Origin of the sequence: Pseudomonas sp. KBN10P06128 (genome assembly GCF_037574945.1) — a bacterium.
In the GTDB taxonomy this organism is placed as follows: Bacteria; Pseudomonadota; Gammaproteobacteria; order Pseudomonadales; family Pseudomonadaceae; genus Pseudomonas; species Pseudomonas aeruginosa.
Window position 1 is genome coordinate 2294439 of record NZ_JBBELR010000001.1, and the last position, 15623, is coordinate 2310061.

Genomic DNA, 15623 nt, shown 5'->3' on the forward strand with positions numbered 1-15623 from the left:
GGCCGCTCTGAGGGGGCCGCGCGGCGGCTCCGGGACCGCGATACGAGGAGGCTGTGTGGAGCAAGAAGCCTGGCGCATCCTGATCGTCGAGGACGATCGACGCCTGGCCGAGCTGACCCGGGAATACCTGGAAGGCAACGGCCTGAAGGTCGACATCGAAGCCAACGGCGCACTGGCGGCGGCGCGTATCCTCGCCGAACGCCCGGACCTGGTGGTGCTCGACCTGATGCTGCCGGGCGAGGACGGTCTGTCCATCTGCCGCCAGGTGCGTCCGCAGTTCGACGGTCCGATCCTGATGCTCACCGCGCGCACCGACGACATGGACGAGGTGCTCGGCCTGGAGATGGGCGCCGACGACTACGTGTGCAAGCCGGTGCGCCCGCGTGTGCTGCTGGCGCGCATCCGTGCCCTGTTGCGGCGCAGCGAGGCGCCGGAAGCGGGCGCCCCGGCGGCGGACAGCAAACGCCTGGCGTTCGGTCGCCTGGTGATCGACAACGCGATGCGCGAGGCCTGGCTGGACGGGACCACCATCGAGCTGACCAGCGCCGAGTTCGACCTGCTCTGGCTGCTGGCGGCGAACGCCGGGCGCATTCTCTCCCGCGAGGAGATCTTCAACGCCCTGCGCGGCATCGAGTACGACGGCCAGGACCGCTCCATCGACGTGCGCATCTCGCGGATCCGCCCGAAGATCGGCGACGACCCGATGCACCCGCGGCTGATCAAGACCGTGCGCAGCAAGGGCTACCTGTTCGTCGGCGAGGGCTGAGGCGCTTTTTTCCTGCGGGCCGGGGCGCGGGCGTCCCGGTCGGCCAGAATCAACAGCAGCGGACAGCGGCCGGGGGCTCGCCGATGAAATCCATCTTCCTGCGCATCTATGGCGGCATGCTCCTGGCCCTGCTGCTGGTCAGCGGCCTGGGCCTGCTCGGCCTGCACTGGATCAACGAGGTGCGCGGCGAGCACTACCGCGAGGAACTGGCGCGCGGCACCTTCCGCCTGATGGCCGACAACCTGCAACCGATGACCGCCACCGAGCGCAAGCGCGCCCTGGCGCAGTGGAGCCGCTTGCTGGGGATTCCCCTGCAACTGCGCGGGCTGGATGAGCTGCGGATGGACGGACGCAGCCGCGCGCGCCTGATGAACGGCCAGGTGCTGGTGAAGCAGACCGCCGAGCACGCCGTCACCGTCTATACCCAGGCCAGCGCCGCCGAGAACCTGGTGCTCAGCGGCGAGGTGCAGCAGGTCAGCGAGCAACTGGCGCGGGCCACGGTCTATCTGCTGATGGACGAACTGGTGCGCTACCCGGCCAGCGAACAGCCTTACCACCTGGCGCGGATCGTCCGCGACAAGCGCTTCGGCTTCCCGGTGCACCTGCTCCAGGTCAAGGAACTGGACCTCGACGACGACCAGCGCCGGCGAGTGGTGGAGGGCGACACGGTGATGGCGCTGGGCAAGGACGGCGACTCGATCCGCATCTTCGCCGGCATCCTCGACACGCCCTGGGTGCTGGAGCTGGGCCCGCTGTTCCAGATGAACCCCTATCCGCCGCAGCTGCTGTTGCTGCTCGGCGCGCTGTGCCTGAGCTTCATCGGCCTGATCACCTACCTGCTGGTGCGTCGTCTGGAGCAGCGCCTGCGCAGCCTGGAGGCGGCCGCCACGCGGATCGCCCGCGGCAGCCTGGATACTCGCGTCGAGGTGCGCGGAGGCGACTCGGTGGGACGCCTGGGCGCGGCCTTCAACCATATGGCCGAGCACATCCACCGGCTGCTGACGGTGCAGCGCGAGATGGTTCGCGCGGTGTCCCACGAGCTGCGCACGCCGGTGGCGCGGTTGCGCTTCGGCCTGGAGATGATCGAGACCGCCGAGACCGACGGCGCCCGCCTGAAGTACCTGGAGGGCATGGACAACGATATCCAGGACCTCGACAAGCTGGTCGACGAGATGCTCACCTACGCGCGCCTGGAACAGGGCTCGCCGCCGCTGACCTACCAGCGCCTGGAGCTGGGCGTGCTGGTGCGCCAGGTGGTGGAGGAGATCGCTCCGCTGCGCCGCGAGGTGCTGGTCAGTTGCGAGGAGGGCGCGCTGGTGCCTGAGGAGCTGGGCAGTTGGATCGAGGCCGAGCCGCGCTACCTGCATCGGGCCTTGCAGAACCTGCTGACCAATGCGCTGCGGCATGCCGATCGTCGGGTCAGGATCAGCTACCGGGTCAGCCTGGAGCGTTGCCGGGTGGATGTCGAGGACGACGGGCCGGGGGTGCCGGAGGCGCAATGGGAGCGGCTCTTTACGCCATTCCTACGCCTGGACGACAGCCGGACCCGTGCTTCCGGCGGGCATGGCCTGGGACTGTCCATCGTCCGGCGGATCGTCTACTGGCATGGCGGCCGGGCCTCCATCGGCCGCAGCGAGACTCTGGGCGGCGCCTGCTTCACCCTGGCCTGGCCGCGCAAGGCAGGTCTGCGCGACCGCTGAAAAGTTGACGGAAATATGGCGGCTAGCTATCTGCAAGTGCTTGCGCAGACGTATTCCAGGCGTAGCGAAAACATATCGAAAGGCCAGTCCCGCCGGGCGTGGCGGGTATTCCGCCAGGGGCTAAAAAAGTCCTTTTCAGTTGGACTCGTTTGTTTATACTCCGGGACGCGGTGGCTAGTGGAACGCCATTCGAAATGCCCGCTCCAACGGCATTTTGCCGGGGTCGGATAACAAGAACAGCGTTGCGCAGCCGAACCGTCGAAGTCTTCCCGGATTGGGAAGGCCACTTATAAAAAATTGCAAGTTGGAGAGTGTGGTAATGGCTGATCGTGAGGTCGGAACCGTCAAGTGGTTCAATGACGCCAAAGGTTATGGATTCATTCAACGCGATAGCGGTCCGGACGTGTTCGTTCACTACCGCGCCATCCGCGGCGAGGGTCACCGCTCCCTGGTGGAAGGCCAGAAAGTGGAATTCTCGGTGATCCAGGGCCAGAAAGGCCTGCAAGCGGAAGACGTCTCCAAGGTCTGATTCCCGCAAGCAAAAGCCCGTCGCGAGACGGGCTTTTGTCATCCAGCGCATCCACCCCGCCAGGCCCCCGTTGGGCGGCCCCTCGCAGCGCGGGGTTTTCGTCGTTCAGGCGGTGCGCCAGGTAATTTCCTCGACGCCCCCGGCGTCGACCCGCAGCCAGCGGTCGGCGTCCTCTTCGCCCTGGTTTTCCTCCCAGCCGCCCGGCGCGCAGCGGATCTCCACGCCGAGCGCGGCATGCGCGGCCCTGGCGCAGGCGAGGTCGTCGTCCCAGGGCGTGCTGTCGCTCTCCAAGAACAGGCTGTGCCACTTGCCCACCGCCTTCGGCAGCCAGGTGACGCGCACCGCGCCGTGCTCGCCGCGGGCGGTGCACTTGAGGGTCTGGCCGTGCTCCTGCCATGGGCCGCACGGCCCCAGCGCCTGTTCCAGCCAGGCGGCGACGGCCGCGTGCTCGGCGTCTTTCAGGTAGATCTCGATATCCGGTTGGCGCATGGGGTCCTCGGGGACGGTCAGTCGCGTTGCAGCCAATCGTAGCGCACCGCCACGCTGACTTCGAAGGGTTCGGCCAGGATTCGCGCGCGGCGCTCGGGGTTGACCCGCCAGCCGTGCGGGGTCATGGCCAGGAGGTTTTCCCGCGCGTCGTAGCTGTCCAGCGCCAGGCGGAACTCGAGGGTCTCGGTGTGGCGCAGGCTCAGTTGCGCGGGCAGGCCGGCGAGGTGCTTGTCGTCGGCGTAGTCGCGCACGTCGTCATAGAGCCGCTGGCGCAGTTCCAGCAGGTGCGCGCTGGCCGGGCCCAGGCGCAGTACGCCGCCGCCGGGGGCGAGGACGCGCACGGCTTCGTTCCAGTCGATCGGGCTGAACACGCTGGCGATCAGCTCGCAACTGGCGTCGGCCAGCGGCAGCCGGGCCATGCTCGCCACCAGCCAGGACAACTGCGGCGCGCGGCGGCAGGCGCGTTTCACTGCCTCGCGGGAGATATCCAGGGCGTAGCCCTCGGCGCCGGCCAGGGCTTCGCCGAGCCGGGCGCTGTAGTAGCCCTCGCCGCAGCCGATATCCAGCCAGCGTCGCGGCGCGCGTTCGGCGGCCAGTTCGGCCAGGCGCCGGGCCAGCGGCGCGTAGTGGCCGGCGCCGAGGAACTGGCGACGGGCCTCGACCATGGCGGCGTTGTCGCCCGGATCGAGGCTTTTCTTGTGCTGCACCGGCAGCAGGTTCAGGTAGCCCTGGCGGGCGCGGTCGAAGCGGTGCCCGGCGGGGCAGGCGACGCCGTTGTCGACCTCGCCCAGGGCGGCGGAGCAGAGCGGGCAGATCAGCATCAGGCGAGCAGCCTCACCAGGGTCTGGTAGTAGATTTCGGTGAGCAGCTCCAGGTCGCTGGCCAGGACCCGCTCGTTGACCTGGTGGATGGTGGCGTTGACCGGGCCGAGTTCGACCACCTGGGTGCCCATGGTGGCGATGAAGCGTCCGTCGGAGGTGCCGCCGCTGGTCGAGGGCTGGGTCTCGCGGCCGGTGACCGCCCTGATGCTGGCGGCCACCGCATCGAGCAGTTCGCCCGGCTCGGTGAGGAACGGCAGGCCGGACAGCGCCCATTCGACGTGCCAGTCCAGGCCGTGCTTGTCGAGGATCGCCTCGACGCGTTTCTGCAGGCCTTCGACGGTGGATTCGGTGGAGAAGCGGAAGTTGAACAGCGCGGTCAGTTCACCGGGGATGACGTTGGTGGCGCCGGTGCCGGAGTTCAGGTTGGAAACCTGGAAGCTGGTCGGCGGGAAGAAGGCATTGCCGTCGTCCCAGTGTTCCGCCGCCAGTTCGGCCAGCGCCGGGGCGGCCAGGTGGATCGGGTTCTTCGCCAGGTGCGGGTAGGCCACATGGCCCTGTACGCCGCGGATGGTCAGCTTGGCGCCGAGGGAGCCGCGGCGGCCGTTCTTCACCACGTCGCCGACCAGGCTGGTGCTCGACGGTTCGCCGACGATGCACCAGTCCAGGCGCTCGCCGCGTGCGGCGAGACGTTCGACCACCGCCTTGGTGCCGTGGTGGGCCGGGCCTTCCTCGTCGCTGGTGATGAGGAAGGCGATGGCGCCCTTGTGCTTCGGGTGGTCGGCGACGAAGCGCTCGACGGCGACGATCATCGACGCCAGGCTGCCTTTCATGTCCGCCGCGCCGCGTCCGCAGAGCATGCCCTGGTCGTCGATCAGGGCGTCGAAGGGTTGGTGCTGCCAGGCCTGCAGCGGGCCGGTGGGGACCACGTCGGTGTGCCCGGCGAAGCACAGCACCGGGCCGTCGCCGCCGCGCCGTGCCCAGAAGTTGTCCACCTCCTCAATGCGCATCGGCTCCAGGGCGAAGCCGGCGGCTTCCAGGCGGCGCATCATCAGGGCCTGGCAGTCGGCGTCGAGGGGCGTGACGGAGGGGCGGCGGATCAACTCGCAGGCGAGTTCGAGGGTCGGCGAGAGACTCGGCGAAGAGGCGGTCATGGGGAGGGCATCCTGAGCGGGTCGAGCGGAAAGGGGGAATCTTAAAGCATAAACGTGGGCGAAGGGACGCCGTTTAGGCGAGCGGGGCCGGCCGTCCCGACGCCTCGCCCGACCTCAACCGCCGATCTGCTCGGCGCCGCCGGCCAGTTCCTCGCGCGGTTTCGGCAGCGACGAGAGCAAGGCCATGACCAGCGCCGCCAGGTAGGGCAGCGATTGCACCAGGAGCATGGCGACCCAGATCAGCAGGTCGCGGCTCGGCACGCCCTGAACCGCCACGATGCCGGCCGCCGCGCCCCACAGCAGGAGCATCACGAAGACTTCCTCGCGGGCCTCCGCCAGGGCCACCAGCAGGCCGTGGCTGGAGCGCATCTTCGGCGTGCGGAAGAACGGGATGCCGCGGGTGACGAAGCCGTACAGCACCGCCTTGGCGATGGTGTGCGAGAGCGACAGGCCGGCGAGGGCGGCGAAGAACGAGTCACGCAGGTCGACGCCGACGGTGCGCCGGTAGAGGAAGAGGATCTTGCCGACCTTGAAGGCGAACAGGGCCAGCGGCAGGATCGCGAAGATCAGCAGCGGCGGGTCGACGCGCTTGGGCACGATGATCATCGCCGCCGACCAGAGCAGCGCGCCGAGGGTGAAGAAGATGTTCAGGCCGTCGGCGATCCACGGCAGCCAGCCGGCCACGAAGTGGTAGCGCTGGCCGCGGGTCAGGCGGCTGCCGTCGGGACCGCGGCCGCGCAGCAGGGCGTCGGTATGCCGCTTCATGATCTGGATCGCGCCGTAGGCCCAGCGGAAGCGCTGCTTCTTGAAGTCGATGAAGGTATCGGGCATCACCCCCTTGCCGTAGCTGCGCTCGAAGTAGGCGGCCGACAGGCCCTTCTCGAACACCCGCAGGCCCAGCTCGGCGTCTTCGGTGATGCACCATTCCGGCCATCTCAGCTCGTCCAGCACGCTGCGCCGGATCATGGTCATGGTGCCGTGCTCGATGATCGCGTCGCGGTCGTTGCGGGTGACCATGCCGATGTGGAAGAAGCCCTTGTACTCGGCGTAGCAGAGCCGCTTGAAGGCGCTCTCGTGCTGGTCGCGGTAGTCCTGCGGCGACTGCACCACGGCGATCCGCGGGTCGCCGAAGTGCGGCACCATGTGCCTGAGCCAGTCGGGGTCGACGCAGTAGTCGGCGTCGATCACCGCGACCACCTCGACGTCCGCCGCCACGTGGCCCAGGGCGAAGTTCAGCGCGCCGGCCTTGAAGCCTTCCAGCGGGGCGACGTGGAAGAAGCGGAAGCGCTCGCCCAGGCGCGCGCAGTGCGCCTCGACCGGCTGCCAGACGGCCGGGTCGCGGGTGTTGTTGTCGATCACCAGGACTTCGTAGTCCGGGTAGTCGAGGCGGGCAAGGGCGTCGAGGGTCTGCTTCAGCAGTTCCGGCGGCTCGTTGTAGCAGGGCACGTGGATCGACACCTTGGGCCGATAGGCCTGCGCGGCAGTGATCGGCAGGAATGGCCGGCGCCGCTTGCGCGTCCAGACCGCCTCGGCCAGCTCGTGGGCCTCGGTGAACAGCACGATGACCACCCCCAGCGCGCCGACGCCCAGCAACGCGCCGACGGTCAGGCTGAACCAGGTGCTGTACTGCTGGCTGTAGTCGTAGGCGATCCACACCAGCACCGAGGCGCAGGCGAACGAGACCACGGCGAGGAAGGTCCGCCCGCGCTGGCGCAGCGAGGAACTGTCGATCAGCAGCAGGGTGAAGGCGAGTACCGCGAGTACCGCCGAGACGATGGCCAGGGCGCGCCACTTGGGAATCGGCACCACCGGCCCGGTGAAGTTGAACTTGGCCTTGCGGTCGGCGTTGTAGACGCCCCAGTAGGCACCCACCGAGCCTTCGGCGCTGACCTTCCAGGGCTGGTCGAAGGCTTCGATGACGAAGTAGCTGTAGCCTTCGCCGTTGAGCGCGTTGGTCAGGCGCCGCAGGTAGATGGCCTGGTCCGCGGGCGTCGCCTCGGCGCTGCCGCGCATGCGCCCGTTGCTCGGCCAGCCGACCTCGGCGAGCAGCAGCGGCTTCCTCGGGAAGGCGGCCTTGAGTTCACGCGCGCGTTCGAGCACGAAGTCCACCGCGTCGGCCACCGGCGTGGCCTCCCAGTAGGGCAGGACGTGGGCGGCGATCAGGTCGACGTGTTGCGCCAGTTCCGGGTGTTCGCGGTAGACGTGCCACTGTTCGGCGGTGGTCACCGGAACCTTGACCGCCGCGCGGACCCGGTCGAGGTAGGCGATCAACTGTTCTGCCGTCACCTCGCGGCGGAACAGCGCCTCGTTGCCGACTATCACCCGCACCACGCTCGGCGACTCGTTGGCGATGCGGATGGCGCGGGCGATCTCGGCCTCGTTGCCGGCCAGGTCCGGGCCGAGCCAGATGCCCAGGCTGACGCGCAGGCCGAACGCCTCGGCCAGCGCCGGGATGTCGCCGAGCGCGCCCTGGACCGAATAGGTGCGGATGCTGTGGGTGTGCCGGGCGACCAGTTCCAGGTCGGCGCGCATCTGTTCGGCGCTGGGGTAGCGGCCGCTCTGCGGATTCTGGTTGAGGCGGAACGGCGAGAAGGAGAAGCCGGAGATGCGTTCCGGCCAGTCCGGTACGCTGACCGGACGGTTGTACAGGGCCCAGATGCCGGTGAAGAGGGCGGCCAGGGCGACGATGACCACCAGGTTGAGCCCGATCTTGCGTGAAGACATAGAGATGAAACCAGGTTCCGGATGTTTCGCTGAACACGGGGCGGCGGATGCTACCCCGCACCCCCCAGGGTGTACAGGCGCCGGGCCGGCGGGTCTGTTGCAAGTCTAGTCCGGCCTGCGCGACGAGCCGTAAGAACGCAGGCGACGCGGCGGCCGCGGCTTTTTATAATGCGCGCGGCAATCCGCGATTCGGTTTCAGAGGTGGTTAGTGATGCAGGTGGATGAACAGCGCTTCGGCGGTATCGGCCGGTTGTACGGTCGCGAGGGGCTGCAACGCCTGGCCGATAGCCACGTCGCGGTGGTCGGCATCGGCGGGGTCGGTTCCTGGGCGGCGGAAGCGCTGGCCCGCAGCGGCGTCGGCGAGATTTCCCTGTTCGACCTCGACGATGTCTGCGTGACCAACACCAACCGCCAGGTGCATGCCATCGAAGGCTCGGTGGGCAAGGCCAAGGTCGAGGTGATGGCGGCGCGCATCCGGGCCATCAACCCGGCCTGCCGGGTCCACGCGGTGGCCGATTTCGTCACCCGCGAGACCATGGCCGAGTACATCGTCGACTTCGACTACCTGATCGACTGCATCGACAGCGTGGCCGCCAAGGCCGCGCTGATCGCCTGGTGCAAGCGGCGCAAGATCCCGGTGATCACCACCGGCGGCGCCGGTGGCCAGGTCGACCCGACGCAGATCCAGGTCGCCGACCTGAACAAGACCTTCAACGACCCGCTGGCGGCCAAGGTGCGTTCCACCCTGCGCCGCGACTACAACTTCTCGCGCACGCCGGGGCGCACCTACAGCGTGCCCTGCGTGTTCTCCAGCGAGCAGCTGCGCTACCCGAAGCCGGACGGCACGGTGTGCCAGTCGAAGAGTTTCGTCGGCGAAGGGGTGAAGCTGGACTGCGCCGGCGGCTTCGGCGCGGTGATGATGGTCACCGCCACCTTCGGCATGGTCGCCGCCGCCCGCGCCGTCGAGCGCCTGGCGGAAGGCCGCGCGCTGCGGCCGTCGCGGCGCACGCCGGGGAACGCCTGATCAGGCGCCGACCGCCACCAGGCTGAGCAGGCGTTCGTCGAGCACGGCGAACTGGGCATCCAGCTCGCTGCCGTGGCGCCACTCCGGCGACAGGTCGGTGAGCAGGCGCAACCGGGCCTGGCCGTCGGCGCGCCATTCCAGCAGTTCCGCATGTTCGAAGTAGAAGCGCTTGCCCACCAGCGGATAGAGCGCCTTGAACAGGCTTTCCTTCAGCGAGAACGTCAGGGTCACCAGCAGGCCGGTGCGTCGCTCCAGGTCGTCGGCGAAGCGCAGGCGCTCGCCTTCGGTGAGGATCTCGCCATGCAGGTAGCGCGCCCGCTCGGCTTCGAGCAGGGTTTCCACGTCCAGGCCGAGCCCGCGCCAGTCGCCGCGCGCCGCCACCAGGGCGGCGGCCCAGCGGTCGCCATGGGTGATCGAGCCGCTGATCGCGGCCGGCCAGACCGGTGCGCGGTCCTCGCCGACGGCCGGGGTCTGGGCGCGGCCATCGAGGGCGAACAGGGCGGCGCGTGCGCAGAGGCGCCCGGCGAGAAACTCGGCCTGGCGCTTGGCCACCGCGCGGAGGATGTTCGCCGGCGGCTGGATGCCGGCCAGGGCGAAGTCGCCGGGTTGCAGCAGCGCCGGGTCGAAGCGGGTGCTGCGCAGTTGCACGCCGGGCAGCGCGACGGGCAGCGGCCAGCGGTCGTCCAGCGGGGTGCAGAAGGAGGGGAGACGGTCGTTCATGGCGCGCATTGTGCCGGTTCCCGACGTGGCCCACCAGTCACGCGACGCTTACACAAGATTGCAAAAGCGCAACAAAGGAAAACGGACCGCAAGGCCCGGTTTTGACAGACTGCGCCGCGCATTCCAGTGGAATGCAGGTGAGGTTGTTTGTTGATGACGGGATACTGTCCTGTCTCGACCTTTCAAGACGGGAGTCCCTCCGGGGACTCCCGTTTTTTTATGCGTCGGCGCAGGGTTCAACCCTGCCCGAAGATGTCCTTGAGGAACGCCTGCAGGTCTGCCCAGGAGCGTCGGTCGGCCTGGCGGTCGTAGCCGATGTCCAGGCCGTGGCCCTTGTGCGCGTCGGCGTCGGGGTTGGTGAAGCCGTGTTTGGCGCCGTCCTGGATCACCACCCGGTAGTCGGCGCCGGCGGCGCTCAGTTCCTGTTTCAGGGCGTCGAGGTCCTTGGCCGGGACCAGGCTGTCGGCGCTGCCGTGCTCCACCAGGATCTTCGCCTTGACGCTGCCCTTGCTGGCCGGGGTGGCGGTGCCGAGGGCGCCGTGGAAGCTCGCCACGCCGGCCAGCGGCAGGCCCTGGCGGGCCATGTCGAGGACGATCTTGCCGCCGAAGCAGTAGCCGATCGCGGCGATCTGGCTGGGATCGGTCTGCGGTTGCCGCTTCAGCAGTTCCAGGCCGGCGAGGAAGCGCGCCTTGGCGGCGTCGGCATCCCGGGTCGCGGCCTGCATGAAGGCCATCGCGTCCTGCGGGTGCTCGGTGTGCTTGCCTTCGCCGTACATGTCGATGGCCAGGGCGCTGTAGCCGAGTTCGGCGAGGTCGCGGGCGCGGCGCTTGGCGTAGTCGTTGAGCCCCCACCATTCGTGGACCACGATGACCCCAGGGCGGATCCCCGGCTTGCTGTCGTCGTAGGCGAAATAGCCGACCATGCGCGTGCCGTCGGCGCTCCGGTAAGGCATCTCGCGGGTCTGGATAGCGGCCTGGGCGCTGGCGGCGCAGGCGATGAGCAGCAGGGCGCAGAGCAGGCGCATGGCATCTCTCCGTGAAAGGGTCCCCGATCAAGATAGACGCTTGTGCGCGGGACGCGGGGAAAACCCTCGGTGCCGGCCTTGCGCCGCTCAAACGCGGGCCATTCGGCCAGGCAAAGGGTGCGCCGCTCATCTACCCTATGGGCGAGTCCCTTCCCCTCGCTAGGACACCGTCTGGATGCCTGACCTGAGTACCTGGAACCTGACCATTCCCCAGGGCCGCCCGGCCATCACCATCTCCACCAGCCAATTGCAGCGCGACTACCGCAGCGACTATTTCCAACGCACCGCCGACGGCATTCGCTTCTGGGTGCCGGTCAACGGCAGCCACACGCGCAACAGCGAGTTTCCGCGCAGCGAGTTGCGCGAGACCCTGTCCAGCGGCAGGCCCTACAACTGGCGTTACGCCAGGGCCGACAACTGGCTGGAGGCGACCCTGCGCATCGAGGCGGTGCCCTCGACCCGGCGCATGATCATCGGCCAGATCCACAGCGATGGCAGCAATAGCGGCCAGGCCGCGCCTCTGGTGAAGCTGCTCTACCAGTTGCGGCTCGACCAGGGGCGGGTCCAGGCGCTGGTCCGCGAGCGGCCGGACGACGGCGGGACCAGGGCCTACACGCTGATGGACGGGATTCCTCTCGGCCAGTCGTTCAGCTACCGCATCGGCGTGTCTCGCAGCGGATTGCTCAGCGTGTCGGTGAATGGCAGCGCCCTGGAGCAGCAACTGGACCCGCAGTGGGCCTACCAGGGCCTCTATTTCAAGGCCGGACTCTATCTACAGGACAACCGCGGGCCGTCCAGCGAGGGCGGGCGGGCGACGTTCAGCGAGCTGCGCGTTAGCCATCAATGATCGGTCGAGGCGTCTGCGCCGCGGACTGCGCGTTGCCGTGGCATTTTGCAACTGCCAGATCTGGCAGGCGCGGAAGAGAGGAAACCGGGCGCGGGAAAAAATATCCGTATCGTTCCAAGGGGAAATAGGTCTCACGATCCGCTGATTCTGGTACTTCAGTACATGAAATCGCCTTGGCGGATCGCCCCGAATAAATGCCACGTTCTGCGCAACGCCCTGCCGGGTTTGCACAATGGGTCGAGGCCTGGCGGGATAAAATCGGCTATTACCGTTGTCCGGCGTAGTTCTTTGCAAGTCAAAAGTTTGCCGTCAATAATTATTGTGGATAACTATTGTTTCAGGCTTTTCCTGTCAACTGTGCGAAGCGTCAGCTTATTGCCGATTTTTCCTCTCGCTATTGCTTTCTCCACGTTCCGAAGAAGTTCGGACGTACAGGTTTATTTGCTGTTTTCAGCGAGAACCATTCGTTTCGATCATTTGAATACGTGGAGATTCAGACATGAAAAATCAGGTGAATGCCCTGGCGGTTCTAAGTGTGGGTGAAATCGAACAAGTTTCTGGCGCCGGGACTTTCCTGGGCGATGCCATCATCAATGGCGTCTACGCGGCCAACTCCTTCCTGAACTCGCCGCTGTTCTCCAGCATCGGCAACGCGGCCAGCGCCATCGGCCTCAACCGTACCCACGAGCTGGTCGACCTGCTGGCCTTCCAGGTGCCTTCGGTGGCGGCGATCACCGTCGGCAAGATTCTCGGCGGGACCGACAACCACAATGTTCCGTTGCATTACAACAAGGAAAGCGGCGAAGGGCTTTACAGCTGATCGCAACCTGTTGAAAGAGCGATTCGATGCTCAGGCATCGAGTCGTTCCTGGTTAATGCATTGATGGAGTCGATGATATGAAACGCAGGAGTGTGCTCTTGTCGGGTGTCGCCCTGAGTGGAACCGCACTGGCCAATGACTCGATATTCTTTTCGCCCTTGAAATACCTCGGGGCGGAACAACAGCGATCTATCGATGCCTCGCGAAGTTTGCTGGACAACCTGATTCCGCCGAGTTTGCCGCAATATGACAACCTGGCCGGAAAGTTGGCGCGGCGTGCGGTATTGACCAGCAAGAAACTGGTATATGTCTGGACCGAGAACTTCGCCAATGTCAAAGGCGTGCCGATGGCCCGCTCGGTGCCGCTGGGCGAGTTGCCGAATGTCGACTGGCTGTTGAAGACCGCCGGGGTGATCGTCGAGCTGATCGTCAATTTCGTCGCCTCGTTGCCGGCGTCGGCCGCCGCGCAGTTCGAGCGGATCGCCGCCGGGCTCAGCGGCGATCTGGAAGCGGCGCGCCAGGTCCACGAGGCGTTGCTGGAGGAGGCGAAGAACGATCCGGCCGCGGCCGGCAGCCTGCTGCTGCGCTTCACGGAGTTGCAGACGCGGGTGATCGCCTTACTGACGCGGGTCGGCCTGCTGGTCGACGATATTCTCAAGAGCGCCAGCAACCTGGTTACCCAGGGGGGGCAGGGCGACGGCCTGAATCGCTTCCGCGCGGTGTTCGGCACGCTGCGCCTGCCGGAGGTCGCCGACAGCTTCCGTGACGACGAAGCGTTCGCCTACTGGCGGGTGGCCGGGCCTAATCCGCTGCTGATCCGTCGCGTCGATGCGCTGCCGGCCAAGTTTCCGCTGGGCGAGGAGCAGTTCCGCCGGGTGATGGGCGCCGACGACAGCTTGCTGGAGGCCGCCGCCAGCCGCCGCCTGTATCTGCTGGACTACGCCGAGCTGGGCAAGCTGGCGCCGTCGGGAGCGGTGGACAAACTGCTCACCGGGACGGGCTTCGCCTATGCGCCGATCGCCCTGTTCGCCCTTGGCAAGGATCGGGCGAGGCTGTTGCCGGTGGCCATCCAGTGCGGCCAGGACCCCGCTACCCATCCGATGTTCGTGCGTCCCGCGGAGTCGGAGAGTGATCTGTACTGGGGTTGGCAGATGGCCAAGACGGTGGTCCAGGTCGCCGAGGAGAACTACCACGAGATGTTCGTCCACCTGGCCCAGACCCACCTGGTGAGCGAGGCGTTCTGCCTGGCCACCCAGCGCACCCTGGCGCCCAGCCATCCGCTGCACGTCCTGCTCGCCCCGCACTTCGAGGGCACCCTGTTCATCAACGAGGGGGCGGCGCGGATCCTGTTGCCCAGCGCGGGCTTCATCGACGTGATGTTCGCCGCGCCGATCCAGGACACCCAGGCCACCGCCGGCGGCAACCGGCTGGGTTTCGACTTCTACCGCGGCATGTTGCCGGAGAGCCTGAAGGCGCGGAACGTCGACGACCCGGCCGCGTTACCGGACTACCCCTACCGCGACGACGGCCTGCTGGTGTGGAATGCGATCCGCCAGTGGGCGGCCGACTACGTGGCGGTGTACTACGCCAGCGACGGCGACGTCACCGGTGACGTCGAGCTGGCGGCCTGGGTCGGCGAAGTGATCGGCAGCGGCAAGGTGGCCGGGTTCCGCCCGATCACCGGTCGCAGCCAACTGGTCGAGGTGCTGACCATGGTGATCTTCACCGCCTCCGCGCAGCATGCGGTGGTCAATTTTCCCCAGCCTTCGATGATGACCTACGCGCCAGCGATCTGCGCCATGAGCGCGGCGCCGGCACCGGACTCGCCAAGCGGCAAGAGCGAGGCCGACTGGTTGAAGATGATGCCGCCGACCCTGGTGGCGCTGGAGAAGGTGAACATCTATCACCTGCTCGGTTCGGTCTACCATGGTCGCCTGGGCGACTACCGGCAGACCGGCTTCCCCTACGCGCCGGTGTTCTCGGACAGGCGGGTGACCGCCAGCGGCGGCCCGCTGGAGCGCTTCCAGGCACGCCTGAAGGAGGTCGAGGCGACCATTCGCACGCGCAACCAGGCGCGCCGCAGGCCCTACGAGTACCTGTTGCCGAGCCGGATCCCGGCGAGCACCAATATCTGAGACGGAGAAAGAGGACGGGGCGCCCCTGGGCGCCCCGTCGCTCTTAGCGGCCTTCGCTTTCGGCGGCGGCCGTCGGCGCGGCATGCCGCTGCTTCAACTGGCGGCGCGCCAGGAGGCTACCGAGGAGGATCACGAACAGCGCGCCGAAGGCCGCCGCACCGTAGTGCAGGTAGGAATCCCATTGCGCGTAGGGCGCCAGCCAGGGTTTCAGCGCGCTGTCGGTGAGCAGCATGCCGCCGGCGATCCAGCCGAGCAGGCCGCCGCCGAAGAGGATGATCAGCGGGAAGCGGTCGATCAGGCGCAGGATCAGTTGGCTGCCCCAGACGATGATCGGGATGCTGATCAGCACGCCCAGGGAGACCAGGAAGAAATCCCCGGCCGAGGCGGCGGACAGGGCGATGACGTTGTCCAGGCTCATCACCGCGTCGGCGATGATGATGGTCTTGATCGCGCCGAGCAGGTGGGTGCTGCCCTTGATGTCGTCGCCGTCCTCCTCCTCCGGCAGCAGCAGCTTGATGCCGATCCACAGCAGCAGGAGCGCGCCGATCACCTTGAGGTAGGGCAGGTCGAGCAGGTGCAGGGCGAAGAACAGCAGCAGGATGCGGATCAGGATGGCGCCGGCGACGCCGCCGAAGATCGCCTGCTTGCGCCGGTGCGCCGGCAGGTGCCGGCAGGCGAGGGCGATGACTACGGCATTGTCGCCGCCCAGGAGGATATCGATGGCGACGATCTGCAGCAGGGCTGTCCAGAACGTCGGGTCGCTCAACCAGTGGATCAAGGTTGTACTCCGAAACGTGTAGTGAGGGTGGAAAGCCCGGGGCGGTGGCGGGTGGCGGCCGCCCGGCTTTCCTGCGGTGGTCTGGGACCGTCGG

General features: G+C 67.4%; 14 protein-coding genes. 7 read left to right on the top strand and 7 right to left on the bottom strand.

All coding sequences use genetic code 11. The annotated features are described in order from the left end of the window. The first annotated feature begins 55 nt into the window (after positions 1-55). The 3 genes from VQ065_RS10955 (at position 56) to VQ065_RS10965 (ending at position 2995) form a co-directional block, all read left to right on the top strand. Entirely contained in the window at positions 56-766 is a 711-nt protein-coding gene (locus tag VQ065_RS10955; RefSeq protein WP_003082360.1) for a winged helix-turn-helix domain-containing protein, read from the top strand. Between the two features lie 83 nt (positions 767-849). Beyond that, positions 850-2466 (top strand): ATP-binding protein, encoded by a 1617-nt coding sequence (locus VQ065_RS10960; RefSeq protein ID WP_003086549.1) that lies wholly within the window; start codon positions 850-852, stop codon positions 2464-2466. Between the two features lie 319 nt (positions 2467-2785). Further along, on the top strand, positions 2786-2995 hold the full coding sequence (locus VQ065_RS10965; RefSeq protein WP_003082372.1) for a cold-shock protein: 210 nt from the start codon (positions 2786-2788) through the stop codon (positions 2993-2995). Positions 2996-3100: 105 nt separating this feature from the next. Here VQ065_RS10965 and VQ065_RS10970 read toward each other — a convergent pair whose 3' ends face one another. The 4 genes from VQ065_RS10970 to ndvB form a co-directional block, all read right to left on the bottom strand. Continuing rightward, positions 3101-3484 (bottom strand): hypothetical protein, encoded by a 384-nt coding sequence (locus VQ065_RS10970; RefSeq protein WP_003082373.1) that lies wholly within the window; start codon positions 3482-3484, stop codon positions 3101-3103. Between the two features lie 17 nt (positions 3485-3501). Beyond that, the gene (locus tag VQ065_RS10975) at positions 3502-4305 is read right to left on the bottom strand and encodes a putative RNA methyltransferase (protein WP_003086550.1); all 804 of its coding nucleotides are present in this window, start codon (positions 4303-4305) and stop codon (positions 3502-3504) included. After that, positions 4305-5456 (bottom strand): succinyl-diaminopimelate desuccinylase, encoded by a 1152-nt coding sequence (gene dapE / locus VQ065_RS10980; protein ID WP_003086551.1) that lies wholly within the window; start codon positions 5454-5456, stop codon positions 4305-4307. The genes VQ065_RS10975 and dapE overlap by 1 nt, the downstream gene beginning before the upstream one ends. Positions 5457-5570: 114 nt before the next feature. Next, positions 5571-8180: a glycosyltransferase NdvB gene (gene ndvB, locus VQ065_RS10985; RefSeq protein WP_003086552.1), complete on the bottom strand. Its 2610-nt coding sequence runs from the start codon at positions 8178-8180 to the stop codon at positions 5571-5573. A gap of 211 nt (positions 8181-8391) precedes the next feature. On the opposite strand from ndvB, the gene tcdA reads away from it, so the two are divergent. Then, positions 8392-9204 carry a tRNA cyclic N6-threonylcarbamoyladenosine(37) synthase TcdA gene (gene tcdA, locus VQ065_RS10990; protein ID WP_003086553.1) on the top strand — a complete coding sequence of 271 codons (813 nt, stop codon included), beginning with the start codon at positions 8392-8394 and terminating at the stop codon, positions 9202-9204. On the opposite strand, the gene VQ065_RS10995 is transcribed toward tcdA, so the two are convergent. Both VQ065_RS10995 and VQ065_RS11000 read right to left on the bottom strand, forming a co-directional pair. Further along, positions 9205-9933, bottom strand: a complete 729-nt coding sequence (locus VQ065_RS10995) for a 4'-phosphopantetheinyl transferase family protein (RefSeq protein WP_014603667.1) — start codon at positions 9931-9933, stop codon at positions 9205-9207. A 227-nt stretch (positions 9934-10160) separates the two neighbouring features. Then, on the bottom strand, positions 10161-10949 hold the full coding sequence (locus VQ065_RS11000; RefSeq protein ID WP_003086555.1) for a dienelactone hydrolase family protein: 789 nt from the start codon (positions 10947-10949) through the stop codon (positions 10161-10163). A 175-nt stretch (positions 10950-11124) separates the two neighbouring features. Here VQ065_RS11000 and VQ065_RS11005 point away from each other — a divergent pair, with 175 nt between their 5' ends. The 3 genes from VQ065_RS11005 to loxA all read left to right on the top strand — a co-directional run bounded on the left by VQ065_RS11005 (position 11125) and on the right by loxA (position 14751). Continuing rightward, entirely contained in the window at positions 11125-11796 is a 672-nt protein-coding gene (locus tag VQ065_RS11005) for a polysaccharide lyase family 7 protein (protein ID WP_003082396.1), read from the top strand. A 499-nt stretch (positions 11797-12295) separates the two neighbouring features. After that, positions 12296-12616 (top strand): hypothetical protein, encoded by a 321-nt coding sequence (locus VQ065_RS11010; RefSeq protein WP_003082401.1) that lies wholly within the window; start codon positions 12296-12298, stop codon positions 12614-12616. Between the two features lie 77 nt (positions 12617-12693). Then, positions 12694-14751, top strand: a complete 2058-nt coding sequence (gene loxA, locus VQ065_RS11015) for a lipoxygenase LoxA (protein WP_023098708.1) — start codon at positions 12694-12696, stop codon at positions 14749-14751. A 43-nt stretch (positions 14752-14794) separates the two neighbouring features. Here loxA and VQ065_RS11020 read toward each other — a convergent pair whose 3' ends face one another. Beyond that, positions 14795-15529 (bottom strand): TerC family protein, encoded by a 735-nt coding sequence (locus VQ065_RS11020; RefSeq protein ID WP_003086563.1) that lies wholly within the window; start codon positions 15527-15529, stop codon positions 14795-14797. Positions 15530-15623 lie beyond the last annotated feature (94 nt).